This is a genomic window from Pseudomonas sp. RW10S2 (assembly GCF_014268985.1).
In the GTDB taxonomy this organism is placed as follows: Bacteria; Pseudomonadota; Gammaproteobacteria; order Pseudomonadales; family Pseudomonadaceae; genus Aquipseudomonas; species Aquipseudomonas wayambapalatensis.
In genome coordinates this window covers 1-23,374 of sequence record NZ_JABWRO010000099.1, presented here as the reverse complement: position 1 = coordinate 23,374, position 23,374 = coordinate 1, and the positions used below count along the sequence as shown (strand labels likewise).

At 61.1% G+C, this 23,374-nt stretch carries 17 protein-coding genes and 3 pseudogenes; 6 read left to right on the top strand and 14 right to left on the bottom strand.

Annotated elements, in window-relative coordinates; all coding sequences use genetic code 11:
- Nucleotides 1-993 (bottom strand): zinc-dependent alcohol dehydrogenase family protein (locus HU729_RS19425; protein WP_186711285.1); only part of this gene is annotated, 993 nt, incomplete at its 3' end.
- A 209-nt stretch (nt 994-1,202) separates the two neighbouring features.
- On the opposite strand from HU729_RS19425, the gene HU729_RS19420 reads away from it, so the two are divergent.
- From HU729_RS19420 to HU729_RS19410, 3 genes and pseudogenes are all read left to right on the top strand, one after another.
- Entirely contained in the window at nt 1,203-2,117 is a 915-nt protein-coding gene (locus HU729_RS19420; RefSeq protein ID WP_054893748.1) for a LysR family transcriptional regulator, read from the top strand.
- A 150-nt stretch (nt 2,118-2,267) separates the two neighbouring features.
- A pseudogene (locus HU729_RS19415) lies at nt 2,268-2,824 on the top strand (integrase arm-type DNA-binding domain-containing protein); the annotation flags it as partial.
- Between the two features lie 53 nt (nt 2,825-2,877).
- A complete protein-coding gene (locus HU729_RS19410) occupies nt 2,878-3,543 on the top strand; it encodes a DUF3732 domain-containing protein (protein ID WP_238348406.1) in 666 nt (221 codons plus the stop codon).
- 596 nt (nt 3,544-4,139) lie between these two features.
- Here HU729_RS19410 and HU729_RS19405 read toward each other — a convergent pair.
- The 8 genes from HU729_RS19405 to HU729_RS19370 form a co-directional block, all read right to left on the bottom strand.
- The gene (locus HU729_RS19405; RefSeq protein WP_186711284.1) at nt 4,140-5,600 is read right to left on the bottom strand and encodes a 3-sulfolactaldehyde dehydrogenase; all 1,461 of its coding nucleotides are present in this window, start codon (nt 5,598-5,600) and stop codon (nt 4,140-4,142) included.
- Nucleotides 5,601-5,622: 22 nt separating this feature from the next.
- The gene (locus tag HU729_RS19400; protein WP_186711283.1) at nt 5,623-7,362 is read right to left on the bottom strand and encodes a 6-deoxy-6-sulfo-D-gluconate dehydratase; all 1,740 of its coding nucleotides are present in this window, start codon (nt 7,360-7,362) and stop codon (nt 5,623-5,625) included.
- Between the two features lie 130 nt (nt 7,363-7,492).
- Nucleotides 7,493-8,275: a sulfoquinovose 1-dehydrogenase gene (locus HU729_RS19395; protein WP_186664201.1), complete on the bottom strand. Its 783-nt coding sequence runs from the start codon at nt 8,273-8,275 to the stop codon at nt 7,493-7,495.
- A gap of 33 nt (nt 8,276-8,308) precedes the next feature.
- A complete protein-coding gene (locus tag HU729_RS19390; protein ID WP_186711282.1) occupies nt 8,309-9,184 on the bottom strand; it encodes a 6-deoxy-6-sulfogluconolactonase in 876 nt (291 codons plus the stop codon).
- Nucleotides 9,181-10,083, bottom strand: coding sequence for an aldose 1-epimerase (locus HU729_RS19385; protein ID WP_189662399.1), 903 nt, complete (start codon nt 10,081-10,083; stop codon nt 9,181-9,183). Before HU729_RS19385 ends, HU729_RS19390 begins: the two co-directional genes overlap by 4 nt.
- 24 nt (nt 10,084-10,107) lie before the next feature.
- Nucleotides 10,108-11,208, bottom strand: coding sequence for a porin (locus tag HU729_RS19380; RefSeq protein ID WP_186664197.1), 1,101 nt, complete (start codon nt 11,206-11,208; stop codon nt 10,108-10,110).
- A gap of 87 nt (nt 11,209-11,295) precedes the next feature.
- Complete coding sequence (locus tag HU729_RS19375) at nt 11,296-13,335, bottom strand: alpha-glucosidase (protein ID WP_186711281.1); 2,040 nt, start codon at nt 13,333-13,335, stop codon at nt 11,296-11,298.
- On the bottom strand, nt 13,332-15,086 hold the full coding sequence (locus HU729_RS19370; RefSeq protein WP_186664195.1) for a solute:sodium symporter family transporter: 1,755 nt from the start codon (nt 15,084-15,086) through the stop codon (nt 13,332-13,334). The genes HU729_RS19375 and HU729_RS19370 overlap by 4 nt, the downstream gene beginning before the upstream one ends.
- Before the next feature lie 230 nt (nt 15,087-15,316).
- Between HU729_RS19370 and HU729_RS19365 the strand changes: the two genes are divergently transcribed.
- Entirely contained in the window at nt 15,317-16,378 is a 1,062-nt protein-coding gene (locus HU729_RS19365; protein WP_186664194.1) for a LacI family DNA-binding transcriptional regulator, read from the top strand.
- 27 nt (nt 16,379-16,405) lie between these two features.
- Here HU729_RS19365 and HU729_RS19360 read toward each other — a convergent pair whose 3' ends face one another.
- From HU729_RS19360 to HU729_RS19340, 5 genes and pseudogenes are all read right to left on the bottom strand, one after another.
- Nucleotides 16,406-17,131, bottom strand: coding sequence for a TSUP family transporter (locus HU729_RS19360; RefSeq protein WP_186664193.1), 726 nt, complete (start codon nt 17,129-17,131; stop codon nt 16,406-16,408).
- Between the two features lie 26 nt (nt 17,132-17,157).
- Nucleotides 17,158-18,117 (bottom strand): 2-hydroxyacid dehydrogenase, encoded by a 960-nt coding sequence (locus HU729_RS19355; protein ID WP_186711280.1) that lies wholly within the window; start codon nt 18,115-18,117, stop codon nt 17,158-17,160.
- Nucleotides 18,110-19,507 (bottom strand): MFS transporter, encoded by a 1,398-nt coding sequence (locus tag HU729_RS19350; protein ID WP_189662400.1) that lies wholly within the window; start codon nt 19,505-19,507, stop codon nt 18,110-18,112. Before HU729_RS19350 ends, HU729_RS19355 begins: the two co-directional genes overlap by 8 nt.
- Nucleotides 19,508-19,613: 106 nt before the next feature.
- Nucleotides 19,614-20,381 carry a 2-dehydro-3,6-dideoxy-6-sulfogluconate aldolase gene (locus tag HU729_RS19345; RefSeq protein ID WP_346655308.1) on the bottom strand — a complete coding sequence of 256 codons (768 nt, stop codon included), beginning with the start codon at nt 20,379-20,381 and terminating at the stop codon, nt 19,614-19,616.
- Nucleotides 20,382-20,734: 353 nt separating this feature from the next.
- Nucleotides 20,735-21,590: pseudogene (locus HU729_RS19340) on the bottom strand (IS5 family transposase).
- Nucleotides 21,591-21,808: 218 nt separating this feature from the next.
- Here HU729_RS19340 and HU729_RS19335 point away from each other — a divergent pair.
- Together HU729_RS19335 and HU729_RS19330 are read left to right on the top strand one after the other, a co-directional pair.
- Nucleotides 21,809-22,054 (top strand): annotated as a pseudogene (locus HU729_RS19335) (transposase); the annotation flags it as partial.
- Between the two features lie 462 nt (nt 22,055-22,516).
- Nucleotides 22,517-23,374, top strand: an 858-nt coding sequence (locus tag HU729_RS19330; protein ID WP_186711278.1) for a retention module-containing protein, incomplete at its 3' end; no start/stop codon positions are given.

The window sequence follows — 23,374 nt, the reverse complement described above, 5'->3', positions numbered from 1 at the left end:
CCCGCCACAGGGGCATTCATCCATCAGGCGATGAGCCTCGACAACCTGCTCGAACGGGTAGACCTTGATGATCTGCGGCGTCAGCAGCTTGTCGGCGGTGAACTGGTTAATGTCTCGCAACGCCCGCTGCAGGGCGACCTGGTCCTGGGCAATACCCAACTCCGGCTTGCCGGTGAAGTTGCCAATACAGTGAACGTAGAACTGGATGTTCTTCTGGAACGCCGCACACGCCGGGAATGGCGTCTGGTTGCCCCCCTGCAGGCCATACAGCACCAGGCTGCCGCGAGGCGCAAGGACATCGCCGAGGAGCGACATCTGCGGCCCACCCATGCCATCCAGAACCATGTCCACGCCGCGGCCATCGGTATATTTGCCGATCTGCATCAGCAGGTCCTGCTCCTCGGTGACGATCACCTTGTCAGCCCCCAGGCTCAGCAGGTACTCACGCTGCTCCGGCTCCTTGGTGGCGGCGAACACCTTCAAGCCCAAGGCCTTGCCCAACTGCACGAAGGCAGGGCCTGCGCAATGGCTGGCATCGGTGACCAGTGCCGTCTGTCCCGCCTTGGCCCGCGCCAGGTCGACGTAAGCGAAGTAGGCGATCAGCAGCGGTGTGTAATGCACACTGGCCTCGACCGGAGTGAGGTGGTCGGGATAACGGGTAATGGCCGTGCGAGGGAGCACGATCACATCACCATAGACCGGATGCTCATTGGGGCTGGTCGCCGGGAAACTGGCGACACGGTCGCCCACGACGATATCGTCGACACCCTCCCCGACCTGCGTGACCACCCCGGCCATTTCATGGCCGATCCCTGCCGGCAGGCGTGCCTGCGATGGTGCCAGGTTCTGGCGCCAGAGCACGTCATACCAGCTCAGGCCGATGGCCTCGACGCGCACCTGCACTTCGCCCGCTGCGGGAGACGGTTCGGCCTGCTCCTCGCAACGGAGCACGTCGGCCGGGCCGAACTTGTGGAAACGGATCATGCGGGACATCGCATACCTCGCCTTTGTGAACCTCGTATTACCACGGACTTTATCCGGGCTTTGCACGTTAGACCATCAGTGGCCGTTAATAGTCGACATGCCTGTCATTGATTGGGCTACGGGCAAATCGCTGCATTGGCCCCCGTAAACCCGTGCAGGGTAACAGCCTTTGGCCTTAATATTCACCCCGACCCACCTGAGCAAGGCGAAACGCACCGATGAATCGTAACGACCTGCGCCGCGTAGACCTCAACCTGCTGATCGTGTTCGAGACGCTCATGCATGAGCGCAGCGTAACCCGTGCAGCCGAAAAGCTGTTTCTCGGCCAGCCGGCGATCAGTGCGGCGCTGTCACGCCTGCGCAACCTGTTCGACGACCCACTGTTCGTTCGTACCGGGCGAAGCATGGAGCCCTCGGCTCGCGCCCACGAGATCTTCGCCCTGCTCTCCCCGGCCCTGGATTCGATCTCAACCGCAGTCAGCCGCGCCGCTGACTTCGACCCAGCCACCAGCACCTCGGTATTTCGCATCGGTCTGTCGGACGACGCCGAGTTCGCCTTGCTGCCGCAGTTGCTCAAGCGCATCCGCGCCGAAGCACCGGGCATCGTCCTGGTGGTACGGCGGGTCAACTATTTGCTGATGCCGACCCTGCTCGCCTCCGGGGAGATTTCGGTGGGTGTGAGCTATACCGCTGACCTTCCGGCCAACGCCAAGCGCAAGGTACTGCGGCGCAGCAAGCCGAAACTGCTGCGCGCCGACAGCGTACCGGGCAATATCACCCTTGACGATTTCTGCGCCCGTCCGCATGCGCTGGTCTCGTTCGCCGGCGACCTGTCCGGCTTCATCGACGAAACCCTCGAGGAAATCGGTCGCAAGCGTCATGTGGTGCTGGCGGTACCGCAGTTCAACGGCCTCGGCACCCTGCTCGCCGGCACCGACATCATCGCCACGGTACCGGACTATGCAGCAGAAACCCTCACCGCCGCCGGCGGCCTGCGCGCCGAAGACCTGCCATTGGATGTGCGTACCTTTGAACTGCACATGGCCTGGCGCGGGGCGCAGGACAACGACCCGGCAGAGCGGTGGTTGCGGTCGCGGATACAGATGTTTTTTGGGGATCCCGATAGCTTGTGACTGACTTCCATCAAGCTCCATAAATACCAATAGAATCAGTGCATTAGGCTGATAATTCGTCCAAAGCCGTCCGTCCTATTCCGCTCATTTCCAATGCGCTTGCGGGTATATTTTTGGGTACTTTTTCCATTTCGAAAAAAGTACCCGCACATGACGACTTCCCTCCCCAAGCCTGCATTGCGGCGTAAACTCAGCGATGCCTTCTTGCGTGCCATTGCTGAACCCGGCAAGTACGTCGACGGCGAGGTACCCGGTCTTTACCTGCATGTTCAGGCCTCACAGAAGTCGAACAAGCCTGCCGCAAAATATTGGCGGATGAGGTATCGCCTGAACGGCAAGGAGAACGTGTATGCGATCGGCCGTTATCCCGACATTGGCTTGAAAGACGCCCGCGACTTGGCCCGAGCCGCGCGCTAGAACGTAGCTCATCACGTCGCCCCGCTGAAGGCCAAACGCAAGAAAATCGCCGATCAGCTACTCAATGAGGAACGCACATTCAGTTACGTCGCCGAACAGTGGCTGGCCTTCAAGTCGCACGACCTCGTGAGCAAATCCCTCGCGGCTTTCGCGGCGCTTTGAACAATCACATCCTGCCCACGATCGGCAACATTCCCGTCAGCGAGATCAAACTGGACCACATCATCGAGATCATCGCTACCCTGCGCCGAGCACGCACACTGGCCATGGCCAAGCGCGTGCGTACCATCAGTTCCTGGAAATGAACCCTACGACGCCGTTGCCAGGCCCCGACTTGGACGTCTTGCGTGAGCAGATCCAGGGCTTGGAAGCCCTTGTCGACAGTGACGCCAAGCAGATCCTACTATCGCGTGCGGAGCGCAAGATTTCTCAGTATCTCTCCGAAGCGTTCGCAGAATTGCCCACTGTCCAACCGTGTATCGGTGCCGAGCTGGAGTTTTCCGCAAAACCACCTGATATCGCGATCATCGAACAGAATTCCGGTGCGGTTTTGAGACTCCCGGATGCGGGCTCGGATGAGAACTACTTGGCCATCCACATTGCCTTGTCGTTCGCGCGTCAGAAGTACCTGGCCAAGGTGAACGCGCCGGTACCAGGGTTCCTCGCTTTCGACCAGATCAGCCGACCCTACTATCCGCAACGTGGCGATGACGAGTCGGACATCGGAGAAAACGAGGAAGTTTCGGCCATGCGTAAACACCTGGACTTCCTGTTCAATACAACATCTGCGCAAGAGGGACTGCAGGTGTTGCTGATTGAGCATGCGTATTTCGGTGATGATCCACGGTATGTCGCTGCCACTCGTAAGCGTTGGAACAAGATTTCGGGCGATGCGCTTATCCCGCTGGACTGGCCGAGAAGACAGGACACCCAGTATGCAGTCGCAACGGTAACCGCCCTAGAACCAGCTCGCCTTTTATGGCGGGCTTATCCAAACACTATTTTTTAGCTCTGCTGCTCGCGCGGCTCTCACGTTTGTCCGCTTTTCCCTGCTCATAACCGGACTCTTTCCGTACTTTCGCAGCGGCGCCTGCGTCAGTAAGGTCCAGGACTACAACAGATGTTATGGCCCTTAGGCGCCATGAAAACAGCACGTCCATCACAATCCGCTGTAAACCAGCAAAAGCCAAACTAATTATGGGGGACCAGATGGGGGGACCAAAAACACATAGGCACAAAAAAGCCCTGAAGAATCAGGGCTTTGATGAAAATTAGTGGCGGAAGCGTAGTCATTCGAACTCATAACTCGTAGAACGATACCTCCCCTCGCCCCATGCCAACTTGTAGCATCGCTATAACGCACCCTTGGCATACCTCCGAGACACACTGAGGTAAAACGCACGGCTGATACTCAACGGGAGCGGAGCGGGCTTCTGATTCTCAGACCCGACAATTTAATCCAGATTCTCACTCTGTGTCGCCGAAAGCTGTCGGAGCGCCGTGGCTGATGAGTGTCAAGCCGCCTTGCAAGAACGGCGGGCTGCATTGGAGGCTTCGGAAGTGGGGGCTCAGCCAGAGGGGCAGCATCTGCCCCTCTGGCCGGCTTCAGCGGTCGACGCCACCTAGGCACACGTATTTAATCTCAAGATAGTCTTCGATGCCGTAACGCGAACCTTCGCGACCAAGGCCCGATTGCTTGACGCCACCGAATGGTGCCATCTCGTTGGCGATTGCCGCGGTATTGACGCCGACCATACCGTATTCAAGGTCTTCGCTGACGCGCAGCACGCGGCCGATATCGCGGCTGTAGAAGTAGCTAGCCAGCCCGAACTCCGTCGCGTTGGCCAGTTCGACCACCTCCTCCTCACTGGAAAAGCGGAACAGCGGCGCCAAAGGACCGAAGGTTTCCTCATGGGCCACCTTCATGTGCGCGGTGACTTCAGTCAGCACGGTCGGCTCGAAGAAACTACCACCCAGGGCATGCCGTTGGCCGCCAGCGATCAGTCGTGCGCCCTTTTCAAGGGCATCGCTGATATGCTCTTCGACCTTGCGCACGGCGTTCTCGTCGATCATCGGGCCCTGGGTGACGCCGGCCTCAGCGCCATTCCCCAGGCGTAGGGCCGAGGCAGCGGCGGCGAGTCTCTCGGCAAAGCGGTCGTAGATACCGTCCTGAACGTAGATGCGGTTGGCGCAGACACAGGTCTGCCCGGCATTGCGGAACTTCGACAGCATCGCGCCTTCCACGGCCAGGTCGAGGTCAGCGTCATCGAAGACGATGAACGGCGCGTTGCCGCCCAGTTCCATCGATACCTTCTTCACGGTCTCGGCGCATTGTCCGATCAGCAGCTTGCCCACTGGCGTGGAGCCAGTGAAGCTGAACTTGCGCACCAGCGGATGGCCTGTCAGCACGCTACCGATCTGGGTAGCGCTACCGGTGACCACGCTGAACACCCCGGCGGGGATCCCAGCACGTTCGGCCAGGGCTGCCAGTGCCAGCGCCGAGAGCGGCGTCTGGCTGGCCGGGCGCAACACCATCGGGCAGCCGGCGGCCAGGGCCGGGGCAACCTTGCGGGTGATCATCGCGTGGGGAAAGTTCCATGGTGTGATAGCCGCAGCTACGCCAATCGGCTCCTTGGTGACGATGATGCGCTTGTCTGCCGAAGGCTGCGGGATGGTATCGCCATAAACACGCTTGGCTTCCTCGGCAAACCATTGCACGAAGGACATGCCATTGCTCAATTCGCCACGGGCTTCAGCCAGTGGTTTGCCTTGTTCGGCGGTCAGCAGGCGGGCGAGGTCTTCCTGGTTTTCGACCATCAGCGCGTACCAGCGCTGCAGCAGCTCCGCGCGCTCCTTGGCAGTCTTGCGCTTCCACGGTTTGAAGGCGCGGTGAGCAGCCAGTACCGCACGCTCGGCTTCGACAGCGCCCATCTGCGGAATGCGTGCCAGTTCCTCACCGGTAGCGGGGTTAGTGACGGTAACGGTTTCACCAGAGTCGGCACCCACCCATTGGCCGTCGATGAATGCCTGTTGTTTGAGCAGAGAAGGGTCTTTGAGGTCGGGCATCGGTTAGTTTCCTGAGCAAGGTTCAGTGGATGGGTGGCTCGGGCACGACTTCGCCGGCCTGCAGGAAATCGAAATCACACCCTTCGTTGGCCTGGGTCACATGCTGCTGGTAGAGCGCAGCAAAAGAGCGGCCGTAGGTTCTGTGCTGCGGTCTATGCTCGGCGCGGCGTTGGGCAAGTTCCTCATCGCTGACACGCATGTTCAACGTGCCGGCGGCGACGTCCAGATCGATGATGTCGCCCGTGCGGACTAATGCCAGCGGCCCTCCAACAGCGGCCTCAGGCGCCACGTGTAGGACGCAGCTGCCGTAATGGGTACCACTCATACGGGAGTCGGAGATGCGCAACAGGTCACGTACACCGGCTTCCAGCAAGCGTTTGGGTATCGGCAGGTTGCCCCACTCGGGCATGCCCGGCGCGCCCACGGGGCCGGCATTGCGCAAGATCAGCACGGTGTCCGCAGTGACATCCAGGGCGGGGTCGTCGATCATCCGGCTGAGGGTTTCGTGGTCATCGAAGACCAGTGCCGGGCCGCTGTGACGGCGCAGGCGCGGGTCGGCTGCGGAGGATTTCATCACCGCGCCATCGGGGCAGAGGTTGCCACGCAACAGCGCCAAAGTGGCGCCTTGTTCGAGGCTGACCACCGGGTTATCGAGGGGGCGAATGATATCGTCGTCGTAGCACGGGGCATCGGCCAACAGGCTGTCCCAGCTCTGCCCGGTGGCCCCCTCGCACTCCAGATGCAAATACGATGCGATCTTGCGCATCAGCGCACGCAGGCCGCCGGCAAAATGATAGTCCTCCATGAGTGCCGTGCCGGAAGGGAACAGGTTGAGCAACACCGGTATCTTCGCGGCTGCGGCGGCCAACTGATCGAGGGTCAGGTCTATTCCGGCGCGTCTGGCGATGGCAATCAGGTGGATCGCGGCGTTGGTCGAGCCGCCCATTGCCATGTACACCGCCACGCCATTGGCTACGTGCTTTTCAGTCAGCCAAGTCGAGGGGCGGCGGTCGCGCCAAACCAGATCGACGATTGTCGAACCGCACTGCGAGGCCATCCGCGGGTGCGCCCCATCCGCGGCAGGAATGCTCGATGCACCGGGTAAGGTAAAGCCCATTGCGTCGGCGATGCTGGTCATGGTCGACGCCGTGCCTACGGTATTGCAGGTGCCGATCGAACGGGTCATGGCGCCTTCGAGTTCTTCCCACGCAACAGTGTCGATCAGCCCCAGACGGCGCTCGTCCCAGTACTTCTTGGTATGCGTGCCGGCGCCGGTCTTGACGCCACGCCACTGACCGTTGGACATCGGGCCCGCCGGGCAGTAGATCACCGGCAGGTCCATGCTGAGCGCGCCCATCAGTAGGCCAGGCGTAGACTTGTCGCAGCCGCCTAGCAGCACGGCGCCGTCGATCGGCAACGAGCGCAGCAGTTCCTCGGCCTCCATTGCCAGCAGGTTGCGGTAGAGCATCGTAGTCGGCTTGACCATTACCTCGCCCACCGACTGTACCGGCAACTCCACTGGGAAGCCGCCGGCCGCCCAGACCCCGCGTTTGACAGCCTCGGCACGCTCACGCAGGTGCGAATGACAGGGCGACATCTCGCTCCAGGTATTGAGGATCGCAATCACCGGCTTGCCCATGAACTCCTCGCGGCGCAGTCCGATCTGTTGCAGGCGCTGGCGATGGGCGAAGGCACGGATGGTGTCTGGAGCGAACCACCGCTGACTGCGGAGTTCTTCGATTTTCTTGTATTTTTCGGACATAACCTAAGCCTTTGAGCAAGGGCGCCACGCATAATCGTAGCGCTGCGAAATTACTTTTCGAGAGCATACCCGGATCAATTTCGTAGCGCTACGATTTTTGCCCGAATCACCCCTGTCAGGAGTTGTGGGGTTATTGAATCGACAGTCCCGCATCGACGACAAAGTTCTGACCCGTGCAGCCGCGGCTATCATCGCTGGCCAGGAACAGCGCCAGGCGCGCGCAGTCGCTGGCATCCAGACGAAACTTGAGCATCTGCTGGTCGATGAACGACTGGCTGGCTGCCTCCAGACCGGCAGGGTCGGCGGCCCACATGGCATCCTGGCGTTCGGTACGAATAGCGCCTGGCACCAGGCTATTGACCCGGATGCCTTGCCCGCCCAGTTCGCGTGCCAAGGTGCGGGTCATTCCGTTCAACGCCGCCTTGGCGGTGGTGTAGCAGATCATCCCAGGGCGTCCGCGCATCCACGAGATCGAGCCCATGTTGATGATCGCCCCGCTGCCCCGCTTTGCCATGCCAGGCGTGACGGCCTGTGCAGCGAAGAAGGCGTGACGCAGGTTGGTCTGCATGCGTTCGTCCCAATACTCGACGCTGACATCGGCCAAGGCATGGCGGTCATCGCGGGCTGCGTTGTTGATCAGTACATCGATGCCACCCCAGGTGTGTTCCACTTCGGCCACACACCCCTGCAAGCGCTCGATATCGCGCACATCGCAGCGCAAGAACAGCACGTTGGCGCCCAGCGTCTGGGCCAGCGCCTGCCCGGCGTCGGCATCCAGGTCAAGGAAGGCGACGCGGCTGCCCTGTGCGACGAACGCTTCGACGAAGGCGCGACCGATGCCCGAGGCGCCACCGCTGATAAAGATCACTTTGCCGGCCAGGCTGGGGTACTGCGTATCGGTATGACGGTTCATGGTGATAGGTACTCGTGAGCAAGTGGAATGGATTCAACCGGCGAACAGCGGCTCGGGGCAGCCGGGCACGTCGACACGGGTGGCGAACACGCAGCCGGACAGCGGCCAGGCCGCCAGGTCTTCGGCGCTGCGGTTCTCGCGCGAACTGGTGATGTAAAGGGTACGCAGGTCGTGGCCACCGAAGGCGACCATGGTCGGCCAACGCGTCGGCACCTGGATTTCTGCCAGCACCTGGCCATCAGGGCTCAGGCGCAGCACCCGGCCGCCGTCGAACTGCGCGCTCCAATAGCAGCCCGCACTGTCGAACGCCGCGCCATCCGGGCGCCCGCCACTGCCACGCGGGAACTCGCGCAGCAACTGCCGGGGGCCGGGCTGGCCATCGGCATCCAGCGGATAGCGGTACAGCACATGGTTGGGGGTGTCGCTGTGGTAGACCCACGCGCGGTCCGGGCTGAAGGCGAGGCCGTTGGACACCATCACATCGCCGGCCACAACCTGGGCACGGTGCTGCGCATCGACTCGCACCAATTGCCCACCATTGCGGTCACGCGGTTGCCACAGGGTGCCAGCCCAGAAGCGCCCCCAAGGGTCGACGCGGCCATCGTTGAAGCGGCTGTGCTCTGCGCCGCTGGGGTTGTCGGCCAGGCGCTCGCCCAGCTGCCCCTGGGCATCGAGCAGGTAGATGCCGGTGCGCAGCGCGACAATGAAGCCACCCTGCTCGCGCAGGCCGAAACAGCCCAGCTCCTCAGGCAACTGCAAGGTGCTCACGCAGCCATCGCGGGGGTCAAGGCGATGCAGTTGCCCGGCCAGGATATCGGCCCAGTACAGGGCTTGCTCACGGACCGACCAGACCGGGCACTCGCCCAGTTCCGACGGCTGGCGGACCACACAGGTCAGGGTTTCACTCATGCAGGGTTCTCCAGGTTGGCGCCGCTCGGCAGCAAGCGCAACTCACGTTCGATCGACGCCCCCGGTGCCAGCCAGACCAGGCCGTGCGCCGTAGGCGTGGGGAAATTGATGGCGTTGTTGAGGTGGCTGACCGGCTCGACCGCGATAAAGTCCGCTGGTGCTGGCGGCGTGAACACCACCAGGTGCTCCAACCCTGGGCCGGCTTCCAGGCGCAGGCCGACCTGTGCCTCTGGCCAATACAGACTGGCACGGGCATCCCAGCCCTCGAAGCAGTTGTCCAGGCCCACGGCGCCTATTGCCTGGGGCAGGCCGAAGTCCCAAGGTTCCGGCAGTGCCGTACGCTCGACCGGCAGGCCATCCGCGCCGGCATGCCAGACGTGCGCGGCACTGAAGCCCAGCTGCAATTCACCCTGGCGCTCGAAGTACGGGTGCCAGCCAAGACCCACCGGCATCGACTGCTCACTCAGGTTGGTGAGCCCCAGTCGCAGGCGCAGGCCGTCACCACTCAGGGTGATGCACTGCCACGCGACGAAGTCCCACGGCCAGTCTTCGGCATCGGCGCCCCGGGCCTGGTGGCGCAAGCTCAACTGGCAGCTGTGCGGCGAGTGGGCATCGACCTGCCACGCTCGCTGCCAGCCAAGACCATGTAGCGGATGCGGGTGATCGCCGAAATTGCGGCGCAGCTGCTGCGGCTCGCCATTGGCGCAAAAGCGCCCGTGGGCGATACGGTTGGAGTACGGGACCAGCGGGTAGCACGCCGTACGCCGAACGCTGTCGGTGCCGTCCCAGGGCCGCAGCAGCTCGAAGCTGCCAAGACGCAGGTAACCCAGCGCGCCGCCCAGGCTGGGCAGCACCCCGGCGCTCAGGGCGCCACAGGTGAGTGTGAGCTCCGGGTGCAATATGTGATTCGTCGCTATCAAGACTCAGAAGCTCCAGCGAATACCCAAGGTACCCGCCCAAGGGTCGTAACCGGCCGCCACACTGGGGTAATCCTCACTGAGCAGCGAGAAACCCTGGGTGGAATGGCTGTTGTTGTTGATATGGGAAACATAGGTATACAGCTGGGTGTTGGGGTTGAACGAATAGATGTAGCCGGCATGGGCCGCCCAGGCCCGGGCGCCCTCGGCCTCGATTCGCTGGGAAACGCCGAAGGTCAGATCATTGTGATCGTCGAGGACGATCCGCGCATTGACCATCTTCGCCGAGGCGAACCAGCGGGCCTCGGTATCGCGCTTGGAGTACACATAGTTGGCCCCCCAGATCACGCCACCCCACTGGTAATTGCCCGACACCACGTGGGTCGTCTGGGTGTATAGCTCGCTGCTGGTTTCGGTAGGGGCCGAGTCATGGCGGTTGTAGCCATAACCCAACTTGGTGAACCCGTTGCGATAGCGCACATTGAAGCCACTGGTGCGGTTCTGGTTGGGGCCGTTCTCGATGCTGGAGTTGCCGTAGGAATAGCCCAGCTCGGTGGAAAAGCCGTTCACTTCAGGCGAGCGGTAACGCACCGTGGTGTCGTAGAACCCGCCCGTGCCGCTTTTACCCAATACCGCAGTGTGCTCCAGACTCATGATCGCCGCCATGTTCGACAACCCATATAGGGCGACGTCCGAATCCAGGAACACCCAGTAGATCGGCATGTATAGGCTGCCCATGGCCACCGAGCCGAACGGGCCACTGACGCCGACGCCATAGCCGCGGTTGGTCGAGACTTGCCCGCCCTTCCAGATGCGCCGCAATACCAGCCCGCGCTCGCCGAACGCCTGTAGGGCATAACCGCTGTCGCCCAGGGCATAGTCGAGCTTTACCCCGAAGCGCGAGGCCTGCAGGTTGCCGTCCGAGACCATGGTATGGTCCGGGGCGGTCTTACTGAACGAGCCCGTCTGCACGTTCAGGTCGAGAATGCCATATGGGTTGATGCTGAGATTGCCGGCCTTCCAGACAATGGGTTCGGCATGGCTGGGCAGCGCATAGACGCTGGCCAGCAGAATGAAGCCAAGGACACGTTGATTTTTGTTGTTCATGTCAGCAGCGCTCTTTTATGGCCGCAGTGGGCCGGCGCGCCTGCCTTGGCAGGCGCTCACAGGTCAATTACAGGTAGCGGAGCGGGATCAGAGCACAGTCAGGCTCTGGAAGAGGGATTGCCAGCGGCTGCCCACTCGGCTGAACACCGGTGGTTGCCCCAGCGGTGCCGGGACCTCGACACGCTGCCCGCCCTCGAAACAATCGCCGCTCCACCAGTGCTGCCAGGTCTCGCCAGCCGGCAGGTAGACGCTCCAGTGCGTCTTGCCTTCGGCATGCACGGGCGCCACCAGCAGGTCACGGCCATACAGGTATTGGTCCTGAACGGCGTAGCAGCCAGCGTCCTGTTCGTGATGCAGAAACAACGGCCGTTGCAACGGCAGGCCGCTGGCCTGAGCCTCATCCATCAAGCTTTCGACGTAGGGTTTCATGCCTGCGAATACCCGGGTCATGCGGGCGAAATGCACCAGAGTGGCAGGGTCTTGCCAAAACTGCAGGTTCTGGTCCGGGCGGTTGCCTTCGTGAGTGCGCATCACCGGGGTGAACGCAGCCATTTCCGCCCAGCGCTGGAACAGTTCGGCGGTACGGCAGTTGCCATAGAGGCTGGTGTAGCCGCCGATATCACTGTGGTGATAGGCATTACCCAGCAGGCCGGACGACAACGCGCCGCAAATCACCGTTTGCAGGCCATCGTGGCGGCTGAAGTCAACCGACTGGTCACCCGCCCACAGCAACGGGCAGTGCGCCTGCACGCCGCTGTAGCCAGCGCGCATGAAGAACAGTGCATCGCCAGTGCGCCCGGCGTTGCCGATAGCGCGGGCATTGACCTCGGCCCAGCGTACTGGCCAGGCGTTGTGCTCGAGCATGGGGTCGGCATCGCCGGCCAGCTTGACGTCGATCGGCAGATACTCGCCAAAGTCCGCCATCCAGCCCGAGAGGCCCTTTTCGAGCATCTCCTGGCCGATGATCCGGGTTTCGAACCATTGCGCCGCCGCCGGCAAGGTGAAGTCGACCACGCCACAAAGGAACTCGCCGAAGTCGACCAGATAGGTGCCGTCCTCGGCGTTGGTCGCCAGGTAGCCCGCCGCTTCGGCTTCAGCGAACAGCGGGCCGTCATTGCACAGATAAGGGTTCACATAACCGAGGAAGCGCAGGCCGCGCTCGTGCAGACTACAGACCCACGCCTGATGGTCGGGGTAGCGCTCGGCATTCCATTGCCAGTCCCAGAACAAACGCTTGCCGAAAGAGGTGATACGCAGCCCTTCCCAATCCTCGCACCACAATGCACTGACCTTGGCGCCATGCTCGAGTGCGGTCTGCAGGTGCTGTTCGGCGTGCTCGCGGCCGTTCTTCAAACCGAGGATCGCACCGTCAAGCACCCATTGCGGCAGGCGCGGCTGGCGACCGAAATAACGGCTGAGGGCACCGACGAGGTCGATGTAGCTGTTGCCGACGAAAAACTCCAGCGCTTCGGGCACCGCCCACACTTGCAGTTCGTGGAAGTCGTCATGGCGGAAGTCAAAATCGGCGTACGCGCTGGTCACCAGATGCGCGCTGTAGCGCCGCGAGGAGATGAACGTCGGTTGCGGGTAGTTGGTGTGATAGTAATCACCCCCGGCGTTGGCTTCGTTGTCCGCCTGCAAGGTCAGCCAAGTCGACTTGTCTCGGCCTACGCCCGGCTCAGAAGTCCACAGCGGGAAGTTGCGTCCGCGCAAGTTCAAGTAAGACATCTGCTCGCCGCAACCCCAGACCTGCTCATTCACTTCGGCAGGCAGACGCAGCCACAGTCGATTGCAACCTGCCTGCGGCGCCTGCATGAGCAGGCGCACACGCTCGCCCTGGCAGTCCAGGCGCAGGGAAAGCAGCAGCGGGCCCTCGGACCAGGCGCGCAACTCGATGACACCGGCTGAAGTATCAAGGCGGGCGTGGCGCAAGGCGACCCTTTCCTGAACATAATCGCGAATACGGAAGTTACCGCGCTGCATTTCAATGCCAGCTTCACCGTAACCGGCGAACACAGCAGGCTGCAGCGGGCTGTGGCACCACAACAGGCGCCCGTCCACTTCCAGACGGATCTGCTCGCCTGCCTGGTGCAGGCTCACGTTCTGGGGGATAGATACGCTATTCATTGTGGGTTGGTCTCGTAGTCAGGCAGGGCATGGGTATTGGTCAGGTGTCGAAAACGACGGCGGCACAGCGCGGCGCCAGCAAAGGCCAGCAACCAGGTCAATGCCAGCAGCGGCAGATAGAGCCCGGAAGGTCCGCCGACACGGGCGACCCCCAGTGGTGAGAAGGTCAGATAGATGGATACCAGCGCGGCGAACAGCATCACGCTGAAGCTGCCCGCGTGTCGCCACGGGGTCAGGTCGACGGTGCGCGCCGGAGTGGGCGATACGTAGGGAGTGGCGCGGTCGAAGTGCTTGCGTAGCAACACCAGCAAGACCATTTCCACAGCAAACATGATGCCCATGACGTGGATGAAGCTGATTCCCAGGCGGGTGTCGATCTTCAGTCCCAGCACCAGCACTGCATAGCACACCGCGTGCAGGCCAAGCACCAGCTTGGCGGGCGTCGCGCCGCCTCGAGCACTGAAGAAGCCGAACAGCATGATGGCGATGATCGGCATGTTGAAGAAGCCGGTGAAGCGACGCAGGACCGCATAGATACCTTCCGGGGTGTACATCAGCATCGGTGCGACCACCAGCGACACCAGTGCGGCGATCACGCTGACTCGCTTGCCGAAGCGCACCAGCGCCTCGTCCGAAGCCATTGGCCGGATCGACTTGTAGAAGTCATAGGTCAGCAGCGTGGCAGTACCATTGATGATCGCATTGAAGTGGCTCATCACCGTGCCGAAGATCACCGCCACGAAGAAGCCCTTCATCCACCATGGCATCAGCGCGGCAACCAACGCCGGATAGGCCAAGTCGGAATTGGCCAGCGGCTGGTCGCGGAACAGGTGCCAGGCGATCACACCAGGCATCAGCATGGCAAGCGGCACCAGCAGTTTCAGGCAACCCGACAGCAACACGCCCTTCTGGCCCTCGGCCAGGTTCTTGGCAGCCATGCTTTTCTGCACGATGGCCTGGTTGGTGCACCAGTAGAACAGGTTGGCGAAGATCATGCCGGTGAACACCGCACCAAACGGCACCTTGTCTTCGCTGCCGCCAATGGCATTGAGTTTCTGCGGGTTGTCGTGCAGCAGGGTTTGGGCACCGGACAGTACATCACCCTGCCCCAGCGTCCACAGACCGATGATCGGGATGAGGACCACCACCACCAACAAGCCTATGCCGTTGATGGTGTCCGATACCGCCACGGCCCGAAGCCCGCCCAGTACCGCATAGGCAGCGCCAATCACTCCGGTCGCCACGATCAGCAGACTGATCGTGGCCGGGTAGGACCAGCCGAGAATGCCCTGCAGGTCGAAAATCTGATTGAAGGTGATAGCCCCCAGATACAGCGAAGCCGGGTTGAGCACCAGGGTGTAGGTGGCAACCATCAGCGCACTCACTATTCGGCGCGTAGCACGGTCATAGCGTTTCTCGATGAACTCCGGCAGGGTCGAGAAGCCGCCGCGCAAGTAACGAGGCAGGAAAAACAAGGCCAGAGCGATAGTCGAAACGGCCGCAGTGGCCTCCCAGGCCATGGAGCTGAGGTTGTGGGCGTATGAATCACCGTTGAGGCCGACCAACTGATCGATGGACAGGTTGGTCAGCATCATCGATCCGGCAATGAACCAGCCATTGAGGCCGCCGCTCGCCATGAAGTAACCATGGGCGCCAACGTCCTTGGCCTGGCGCGTGAATCGGTAGGAAATCACTGCGACCAGTGCAGTGAAGAACAGCATGCTCAGGAAGGTGAAAAGGGATGTGCTCATTTTTATATTTGTTCTCCAACGCGGGTTGGGATGCGATGCGACAACAAAATCGCAGCGCTGCAAAATTACCAGGCGAGCTTATCTCAGGCTAAATCGCAGCGCTACGATTTTATTCGAAAAGACACGTTTGATTTTCGAAAGCGAACATCCATGCCGCCAGCCAAGCGCTTTTGCGATTGACTTGCCATCGTCAGGCTCGCATCCTTTTGCCTTCGAAGAACGAGGTGGCGATGAGCGATAGATCAGACAGCGAAGTCAGCAACGGTGCAGTACGCCGCCCCCGGATCAACCGGGTAACCATGGGTATGGTTGCTGAACAGGCCAAGGTCTCCCCAAGCACGGTATCGCTATTTCTACGCGACCCGGATGCGGTCTCAAGCAAGCGCGCTGAACGCATCCGCAAAGCCATCGCCGACACTGGCTATACCATCAATCGCCTCGCCGGCGCCTTGGCAGGCAACCACAGTCGTGCAGTCGCAGTGATCGTGCCGTCGATGATCAACGCCTTCTTCTCGGAAACCCTGCAAGCTATGCAGGAAGTCTTTGAAAGCCGTGGCTACCAGTTGTTGATCAGTAACAGCGACTACGACCCGAAACGAGAGCTGGAGTTGCTGCGCGCCCACCTGTCATGGTCACCGGCAGCCCTGGTCGTCACTGGCAGCGACCACGCCGCCGCCCGTCCACTGCTCGAAGCCACGGGCATTCCCGTGGCTCAGATGTGGGAGTTGGGCAACGACCCGTTCCACCTTCAGGTCGGTTTCGACCACCAAGCCGTCGGCGCAGCCCTGGCCGAGCACCTGTACGCGCAGGATCTGGAACGCTTCGTCTATGTCGGCACCCGCATGCACCTCGACCACCGCGCCCGCCAGCGCGCCGAAGGGTTCAGTTCCTGGTTGAATGGCAAGGGGCTGACCGCGCAGGTGATCGCGCTGGAGCAAAACACCTCACAGGTCGAACTGAGCGAGGTATTCGATGAAATTGCCCGTCACGGTGATGGGCCACAAGGCCTCTGCTGTTCGAACGATATACTGGCCATCGCAGCCTTGTTCGAAGCGCAGCGCCGCGGCATTGCCGTACCGCAGCAGTTGGCGATTGCAGGCTTTGGCGACCTGCCACTGAGCAAGCTCAGTGCACCGCGTCTGACCACCGTACGTCCTTATCCTGCCGAGATCGGACGAACCGTGGCCAGTCAGCTGTTGGCTTGGATCGAGGCAGGTACCCTCCCCGATAAACCTCAGGTCGTCGACCTGGGTTTCGAGTTGGTCGTACGCCAGAGCAGCGTGCGCCAGTGATAGGCTCACGCAGCACCGCCGGCCAGGCTAGGCAGCCAAGAGCACCTTGCCGATAAGGCTCGCCCCCGCCAGCAACAGCAGACCGAACACTGCCAGACGCAGCACCTGCGGTGAAATCGCCAGCGGGTGACGCCGCATCCACCAGGTCAGCAGGAACACGATCGGCAATGCCTCCAACGAGAGGTAGCCCGCCTGCAGCTCGAATCGGTGCGTAGCTACTACTACGCTCAAGCGCATCAAAGCATTGACTGCGAACACTACGATCAGCGTGTCGCGGATGACCTGCACGGCCAGTGGCTGGCGATAGAGCTGGTAGACCAACGGCGGCCCGGCACTTGAAAACAACCCGCCCATCACGCCGGAAATACTGGCGAAAAAGGCGAAACCGAACCGCCCCGACATCTGCTGTCGCCCTCGGGACTGCAGGATCAGCATGAAGCTGCAGACGATGATGGTGATGCCGAGGATGATCTCCAGCAGGTCCCGCTCATGGGCGCCTAGCACTGCCAGCAAGCGCACGCCAGCGACGACACCAGCCAGGCTGCAGGCCAACACGAGCAGGACGAGCCGGCGCGGCAGCCCCGGCCACTTGCGCACCATGACTACCGCGTTGGCCAGCGTCAGGATCGAGCTCACGTTCGCCACGGTTTCCATGGGCGCCAAGTCCAGCATGCCGGTCAGCCCCAATAGCAACAGGCCGAAAGCAAAGCCGGTGGCGTTCTGGGCGAAAGTGGCGACGACGACACACGACATGAACCCAATGTGCTGCCACCACTCCATCACTGCGCGCCCTCGCGCACCGCGTGTAACACCACGCCGGTGGCAAACAGCGCAGCCAGGTTGGCTAGCACCCGGTCGGCCATGGCCTGACGCGTTTCTTTGGTGCCACTGGCCACATTTGGCGACAACACGACCGTATCCAGTTCACGCAAGGCGGCTGGCACGTGCGGTTCATCCGCGAACACGTCCAATGCCGCCCCGGCAATCCGGCCGTTGCTCAGCGCATCGATCAGCGCGTACTGATCCACCACCGAGCCACGCGCCACGTTGACCAGCATCCCTGTGGGGCCCAGTGCCTCAAGCACCTGCCGACTGACCAGCCCGTCGGTGGCGCTACCACCAGGCACAGCCAACACCAGAAAATCACTGCACTCGGCCAACGTCAGCAACGAGTCATGGTAGGTGTACGCCAGCTGAGGCTTTGGCGTACGGCTCGAGTAGTTCACCTGCATGCCGAAGGCACTGGCGCGCCTGGCAATCGCCTGGCCGATCGGCCCCATGCCAACGATGCCGCAGGTCTTGCCGTCCAGCGCGGTGGTCAGACCAAAGCGTTCTGCCTCCCAACGCCCGGCCCTGACGAAGCGGTCAGCCACCACCACTTGCCGGGCGACGGCCAGCAACAGGGCCATGGCGGCGTCGGCCACGCAATCGTTGAGCACATCAGGCGTGTTGCTGACCTGGATGCCCCGGGCGCGGGCTGCTTTCAGGTCGACGGCGTCGGTTCCCACACCAAAACAGACAATGGCACGCAAGGCCGGTAACTGCTCGATCAGATGGGCACTGGCCCCATGCACACCCGTGGTCACCAACGCCTGAACGTCCGCGCCCTGTTCGGACCGGAGCGTCGCGGGCGATTCACAGCGCCATAGCTCCAGCAGCTGATAGTGTTGTTCAAGCTGTGACCGCAAGGCAGGCAGCAAAGGCCCGACGCTCAGCACCAGCGGTTTGGTATCAGACATCACGAATCTCTCTCTTGCCAGGTATTGCCGGATTCAGCTCAAGGCGGAGCAGCGGGCCGACTACAACCAGGTAACTGAACATCGCTAGCAGCGCATTGGCGGCGACGAACACCAGGGCCATATTGAAGGAACCGGTGGCCTGCACGATGAAGCCAATGATGATGGGAGTGGTGATGCCACCGATGTTGCCGAAAGTGTTGAACAACCCAGCCGTCACCCCACCCGCCTTTCGTGGCGCAGCGTCGGCCATGACCGCCCAGCCCAGTGATGCGAAGCCCTTGCCGAAGAAGGCGAACGCCATGATCGCGATAACCATCCACGGCGAGGACACGTAGTTGCAGATGATCATGCTGGTGGAGGCCAGCAACCCGACAATGATCGGCACTTTGCGCGCCAGGCTCAGCGAGCCGGTCTTGCGCATGATGCCGTCGGAGCAGAGCCCGCCCAGCAGGTTGCCGACAAAACCACAGATTGCCGGGATCGAGGCCAGGAAGCCGGCCTGTAGAATCGACATGCCGCGCTCTTGCACCAGGTAGATCGGGAACCAGGTGGTGAAAAAATAGGTAATCGTGGAAAAGCAGTAGTGGCCGATATAGATCCCCACCATCATCCGACTGCTCAGCAAACCCTTGAGAATCACCGGCAGTGTCAATGGGTTGTCGGTTTTTCGCAGCTTGCCGAGATGGGCATCCATGTCGACTACCGCACCGCCTTCACGCAAGTAGTCCAGCTCGGCCTGATTGATGCGCTGGTGCTCCAGCGGTGAATGCACCTTGCGTACCCAGACCCAAGCCATGATGAAACCCAACACGCCCATCATCACGTAAACCGAGCGCCAACCGTAGGCATGGATCAGCCAGCCACTGACGGGCGCGAACAGCACGATCGCGAAGTACTGCCCGGAGTTGAAGATCGAGGACGCCGTGCCCCGCTCACTTGCCGGGAACCATGAGGCAACCATCCGGCTGTTGCCCGGGGCTGCCGGCGCCTCAGCCAGACCGACTAGAAAGCGCAAGGCGAAAAATGCCGTGACCACAAGGCTGACGTTGGAGCCGCCGTTGAACGCCTGGACCAGGGTCAGCAGCGACCAGCAGAAAATGCTGACCGCATAGGTACGCTTGGAGCCGTAGCGGTCCAGCAACCAGCCACCTGGCAACTGGCCCAGCACGTAGGCCCAGGCGAATGCCGAGAACATCCAGCCCATTTGAACCGGGCTGAGTGCGAACTCGCCCTGGATAGCGGAGCCCGTAATAGACAGGATACCTCGGTCGCCATAGTTCAGCGTCGAGACGAGGAACAGGATAAGGATGATCCAGTAGCGCGTCCGTGAAGGCGTCACCGTTGCCGCGGCGCTGGCAGCGACCTGGCCGGAAATGGGTGCCTGATTCATCGAGAGTCCTTCCGGTGCGCGATGGCGCCGGTTTGTTGTTCTTGTAGGGATGCTCAATCGGCTACTGCAACACGGAGGTAGCCTGCGCGGGGCGCAACGGTAGCAGTCAGTAGGCCGTGGCTACCGCTTCGGGCGCCTGGCGGCCTTTCAGGGCCACCAGCAGTTCATTGGCCTTGCTCATCATCATCGCCATGTCCGAGGCCACAGCGGCGAAGGCGTAGCCCTGCTCCAGGTAGCTGCCGACCAGCTCCGGCGTGCCGCCAACGATGCCGATGGGCATGCCGATGGCTTTGCAGCGCACGATCGCGTCGCTGATCATGGCCTGGATATGAGGGTGCGCCGGGTTGCCGATATGGCCACAGACACTCGACAGGTCGCCCGGGCCGAGGAACAGCGCATCGACACCCGGCACGGCCGCGATTTCCTCGAGGTTGGCCAACGCGGTGGCGGTCTCGATCTGCAGGATGCAGCACACCGAGTCATTGGCCTGCTGACCGTAGCCCTTCCAGGTGCCGTAGCGGCTGGCGCGGTGCACGGCAGCGAAGCCGCGGGTGCCCATGGGTGGATACTTGATCGCGCTGACCGCTGCCCTGGCCTGCTCGGCATTCTCCACAAACGGCACCATCACATTGGTCGAGCCCAGGTCCAGTGCGCGCTTGAGCAGCACGGGGTCATTGGCGGCCACCCGCACGATCGGCTGCGCACCGGTGCACTGAATGGCCTGCAAAATGTGCCAGAGATCGCGGAACTCGATCGGTACGTGCTCCATGTCCACCAGCAGCCAGTCGAAGCCTGCGTATCCCAGTGCTTCTGCCGTACTGGCCGATGCGGACATGAGCCAGGTACCGAGCAGTGCAGATTGGCGTTTCAGCAGAAGAGTGAAGGCGGGGGGCGTGACAGCAGTGGACATGGTGACCTCCTGAGGGTTGATCAACCAGCGCTACGAAGCAGAATCGTAGCGCTACGATTTTTCAGAAAGCCTACTGGATTATTAATCGCAGCGCTACGATTTTATCCGGACGCTCCCCCAGAGCTCGTGACAGACGCCCAAAATTTGCAGGCTAGAGGCGAGCACGGGCCAGCTGGAACCTGTCACCCGCCTTGACAGTCAATGTTCACCCGCATGGGCTGGTACCCAACGGGGCAAGCGGACATCTAACTCTTCGATCCACCAGGCCAAGGCACGTGGTTAGCGCTAGCACCACAGTTAGGGCAGTCAAAAAATGCCTAGGCTCTGTACGAAAAGAGATGTCGCAAACACCGCATGGAGCAAGCCAGTGAGACCATCGCGGCATAACTTTTCGCGAGCTTGTCGAAGCGGGTCACTATCCGGCGGTTCTCTTTCAGCCAGCCAAACATGCGCTCAATGATGTTGCGCTGTCGGTATTTGGGCCGGTCAAACAGTCTTGGTAAGCCAGGCTTGGGCTTGCGCTTCATCGAGCGCAACGGGATGACGGGCTGCATTCGATATTGATAGCAGTAGCGGCGTAGTGCTTCGGCGTCGTAACCCTTGTCGGCGAGCAGCCATTTGCAGCGCTTGCGCGGGCGGCCACGTTGGGTCTATGGAATGCTGACCTCGTCCAACAGTGGTTGTGCGTAGCTGATGTCACTGGCTGACCGCCAGAAAGGAGAAAGCGCAGCGGTGTTCCGTTGGCGTCGCAAAGCATGTGGATTTTGGTAGTCAGGCCGCCGCGACTGCGACCTAGAGCATGATCGGCAGGCTCGTCAGGCCCCCTTTTTTCCCGGCGCCAGATGAGGCTCGGGTTGCGCGTACTGCGGTTGAGTCGATCATCCAGGTTTGCAGATCGATCAAGCCTTGCTCATTCAATCTCAGGTGAAGACGTTTGAGCATCTGCTCGAAAGTCCCTTGGTTTCGCCAGCCCCGAAACCGTTGATACACCGTTGACCATGGGCCGAAGCGCTCAGGCATATCTCGCCATGCAGCACCCGAGCAGAGCACCCACAGCACGCCATCGAGCATCAGGCGGTCGCTTAGTCGAGGCCGGCCTCGGCCACGGGTTTCGATGAAGAGATCGGAGACCACATCCCAGGCCTCGTCCGTGAGTTCGTAGCGCCTTGCCATCACAGAATTCCTTTCCGTTAATGGCGCGTGACTCTACAAAAATTTCAGCGCTGGAGGAGCGACGATTAGGTTTCTCGGGATTTCGTACAGAGCCTAGGCTCTGTCTGAAATCCCAAGAAACTGAAATGTGGCCTCGGAACAGCCTGGGTTCTGTACAGTCGCCGGCCATCTACGGAAAGGAATTCTGTGATGGCAAAGCGTTATGAACTCTCGTATATCGATATCGGATGCAGCCGGTCATTCCACTACGCTCAATGAAGCGCAAGCCCAAACCCGGCTTGCCGAGACTGTTTGATCGCCCCAAATATCAACAGCGCAACATCATCGAACGCATGTTCGGCTGGCTAAAAGAGAACCGCCGAATCGTCACGCGCTTCGACAAGCTCGCAAAAAGTTATGCCGCAATGGTCTCGCTGGCTTGTGTCATGCGGTGTATGCGACGGCTTTTTTCAGACAGAGCCTAGAGTCACGCACGCCCCAGATACAGGCCCTTGACATCCCCACCGGATGCTCATTCTTCGGTCTGACGCAACACATATAGGACCATTCCTATTGTTCTGCTTCGTGCGAAATATTAAAAACAAGGCAACCATTTCTCCCAGTATTCTGCCTAGGAAATTCGTTCTCTTTTGGTGAGTGGTTTGGGAGTTCGGCCAAGGCGCCGCGACTAGCCATAACAGGATTATGGCGTGAAGAGGCAACGCCGGCCGGGAGCCCAAGACGCCGCCTAAAATGAACAGCTTTTTTCCTAGACAGGACACTAGCCTCTAATTTAAAGAAATGTATGAAGTAGGAGCCCCGTACAAATGTATCTGCAAACTTTAATTGCGACTAACCGAGCCAGCCCCAACAAAGTATGACACGTACATCTCATTATTTAATCGCCGGTTTTTCATTTCGGCCAGATAGATAGCCCGGAGAGTTCAATGAGCAGTATTGTTGCCATCGTCAAAAGTGTTGTTGGCCAAGTAACCGCAGTTTCCCCAGAGGGCATCCGACGTGTACTGATCGAAGGCGACCGCCTGCTGGCAGGCGAGCAGGTCGATACCGGTCTGAGCGGCGCGATCACCCTAGAGTTGGAAGATGGTCGCCTGCTTGACCTGGGTCGCGAAACCCAATGGAGCACTGACACTCCTTACAGCAGTACCGATCTGAGCCAGACCACTGCTCAGGCAGAGCTCTCGGTCAAAGAGCTCCAACAGGCCATCATCGCTGGTGTCGATCCGACCACCGTGCAGGAAGCCACTGCGGCTGGCTTAGTTGGGGCAGAAGGCGGTTCGGCAGGTGGTGGTCATAGTTTCGTGATACTACAGGAGACTGCCGGGATGGTTGAGCCAACCACCGGCTTCGCTACCGAGCAAGGCATCGAGGAGGTGGGCGGGTTGGATTCGAACAACGCCAGCACGCCCCTCACCAATACCCTCCTCCACACATCACTGCTCCTGGGAGCGTCCCCCTCGATTACCGAAGCGGGGGGCGTCATCGTATATACCGCCACCGTCGACCAGCCACCGCTGACCAACCTGACCGTGACGCTGTCCAACGGCGCCGTCATCGTGATCCCGGCCGGCCAGACCACCGGCACCGTCAACGTCAACATCCCGGCCAACGACACGCCCTACATCGATGGCGGCCAGATTTCCGCGACCATTACCGGCACGACTGGTGGTAACGGCCTGATCATCACGCCAAGCACCACCCCGGCGGTGACCCAGGTCACCGACACCATCGACACCACCACCGCCACCCTGACTGCTTCGCCAAGCGTCACCGAAGGCGGCGTG

Bases quoted from the DNA above. Each gene is read 5' to 3' on its own strand.
- HU729_RS19370 (WP_186664195.1), bottom strand. From the start codon at position 15,086: ATGAGCACATCCCTTTTCACCTTCCTGAGCATGCTGTTCTTCACTGCA.
- HU729_RS19350 (WP_189662400.1), bottom strand. From the start codon at position 19,507: ATGAATCAGGCACCCATTTCCGGCCAGGTCGCTGCCAGCGCCGCGGCA.
- HU729_RS19380 (WP_186664197.1), bottom strand. From the start codon at position 11,208: ATGAACAACAAAAATCAACGTGTCCTTGGCTTCATTCTGCTGGCCAGC.
- HU729_RS19420 (WP_054893748.1), top strand. From the start codon at position 1,203: ATGAATCGTAACGACCTGCGCCGCGTAGACCTCAACCTGCTGATCGTG.
- HU729_RS19360 (WP_186664193.1), bottom strand. From the start codon at position 17,131: ATGTCGTGTGTCGTCGTCGCCACTTTCGCCCAGAACGCCACCGGCTTT.
- HU729_RS19395 (WP_186664201.1), bottom strand. From the start codon at position 8,275: ATGAACCGTCATACCGATACGCAGTACCCCAGCCTGGCCGGCAAAGTG.
- HU729_RS19375 (WP_186711281.1), bottom strand. From the start codon at position 13,335: ATGAATAGCGTATCTATCCCCCAGAACGTGAGCCTGCACCAGGCAGGC.
- HU729_RS19390 (WP_186711282.1), bottom strand. From the start codon at position 9,184: ATGAGTGAAACCCTGACCTGTGTGGTCCGCCAGCCGTCGGAACTGGGC.
- HU729_RS19405 (WP_186711284.1), bottom strand. From the start codon at position 5,600: ATGCCCGACCTCAAAGACCCTTCTCTGCTCAAACAACAGGCATTCATC.
- HU729_RS19365 (WP_186664194.1), top strand. From the start codon at position 15,317: ATGAGCGATAGATCAGACAGCGAAGTCAGCAACGGTGCAGTACGCCGC.
- HU729_RS19400 (WP_186711283.1), bottom strand. From the start codon at position 7,362: ATGTCCGAAAAATACAAGAAAATCGAAGAACTCCGCAGTCAGCGGTGG.
- HU729_RS19355 (WP_186711280.1), bottom strand. From the start codon at position 18,117: ATGTCTGATACCAAACCGCTGGTGCTGAGCGTCGGGCCTTTGCTGCCT.